Genomic DNA, 1,363 nt, shown 5'->3' with positions numbered 1-1,363 from the left:
GGTAGTGTAAACTGAACTGTGTCACATCACTCCTTTTAGGGTTCGCACTAGAGGCTTTCAGCCTCTAGTGCGAACCCTAAAAGGAGTTGCCGAAGGCTTTAATTCTATCCCCAAATTTAATATGTAATTGTTGCATTGTCAATCCCCAATTCCGAATAGGCATGGTCCATTTTTTTGATATCTCCTTAACCGTGAGATAAACCAGCTTTAAGAGTGCCTGATCAGATGTAAATGCTCCTTTGGTTTTGGTCACTTTTCGGATCTGACGGTGCATAGCCTCAATAGCATTTGTGGTATAAATAGCTCTGCGGATATCGGGTGAATATTCGAAATAAGTAGAGAGATTTCCCCAATTATCCAACCATCCCTTCACAGATAACGGATATTTCTTACCCCATTTTTCGTCAAATTCCAGTAGCTTTTCATAGCCCTGATCTTGGTTATTTGCCTGATAGATAGGTTTTAAATCTGCAACAACAGCTTTTTTATCTTTCTCCGGAACATACCTCAGACTTGAACGTATCTGATGAACAATGCAAAGTTGAACCTGGGTTTTCGGATATACGGCTTCGATCGCATCGGGAAAACCTTTTAAACCATCGACGCAGGCGACCAGGATATCTTCTACACCACGCTGTTTCAGATCGGTCAGTACCGACAGCCAGAACTTAGCGCCTTCATTTTCTGAAAGATAGATGCCGATAAGGTCTTTTCGACCATCTCGGTTTACTCCAAGTATATTGTATACTGCACGGGTCTGAACGCTGCCATTGTCCTTAACTTTATAGTGCATACAGTCCAGAAATACAAAAGGATATACCGATTCAAGCGGGCGGTTACGCCATTCATTCAGTGCCGGGATGACCTTGTCAGTAATATTGGAGATCTCCGTAGCAGATATATCCATGGCATACATCTCCTTCACATAGCTTGAAATATCCCGTGTACTCATTCCTCTGGCATACATGGAGATAACATTGCCTTCAAGCTCCTCTGTAATGATCAATTGACGTTTAGGAACTATCTTAGGCTCGAAAGTACCGTTTCGGTCACGACCGCTCTCCAATTCAAATTGTCCGGACTGAAGGCTCCGTACAGTCTTTCTTGTCTTCCCATTTTTACGGTTAACCTCTCCTGAAGCTTTACTTTCCTGTAGATGATGATCCAACTCACCTTCAAGCATACTTTCCAAAAGGTGTTTCAACATCGGAGCGAAAACTCCGTCGGTACCGCCCATTTTCTTGCCCTCATAAAGGCCTCTCATTGCTTCCTCTTTGAAGCGTTCAAAATCAAATTCCTCTTTTTCCATTTGCTGTGTCTAATATAAAAATTCTTTATTTGACACAGTTTACTTTACACCCTC

At 42.3% G+C, this 1,363-nt stretch carries 1 protein-coding gene; it reads right to left on the bottom strand.

Going from position 1 to position 1,363, the window contains the following annotated elements; translation table 11 throughout:
- Positions 1 to 76: 76 nt before the first annotated feature.
- Complete coding sequence (locus tag BC792_RS18220) at positions 77 to 1,309, bottom strand: IS256 family transposase (protein ID WP_148910445.1); 1,233 nt, start codon at positions 1,307 to 1,309, stop codon at positions 77 to 79.
- Between the last annotated feature and the right edge of the window lie 54 nt (positions 1,310 to 1,363).

The organism is Sphingobacterium allocomposti, assembly GCF_008124885.1.
GTDB classification, from domain to species: Bacteria; Bacteroidota; Bacteroidia; order Sphingobacteriales; family Sphingobacteriaceae; genus Sphingobacterium; species Sphingobacterium allocomposti.
This window is presented reverse-complemented; position numbering and strand designations above follow the sequence as displayed.

What these genes read in the sequence shown, in the direction of transcription:
- BC792_RS18220 (WP_148910445.1), bottom strand. Translation starts at nt 1,309, where the DNA reads ATGGAAAAAGAGGAATTTGATTTTGAACGCTTCAAAGAGGAAGCAATG.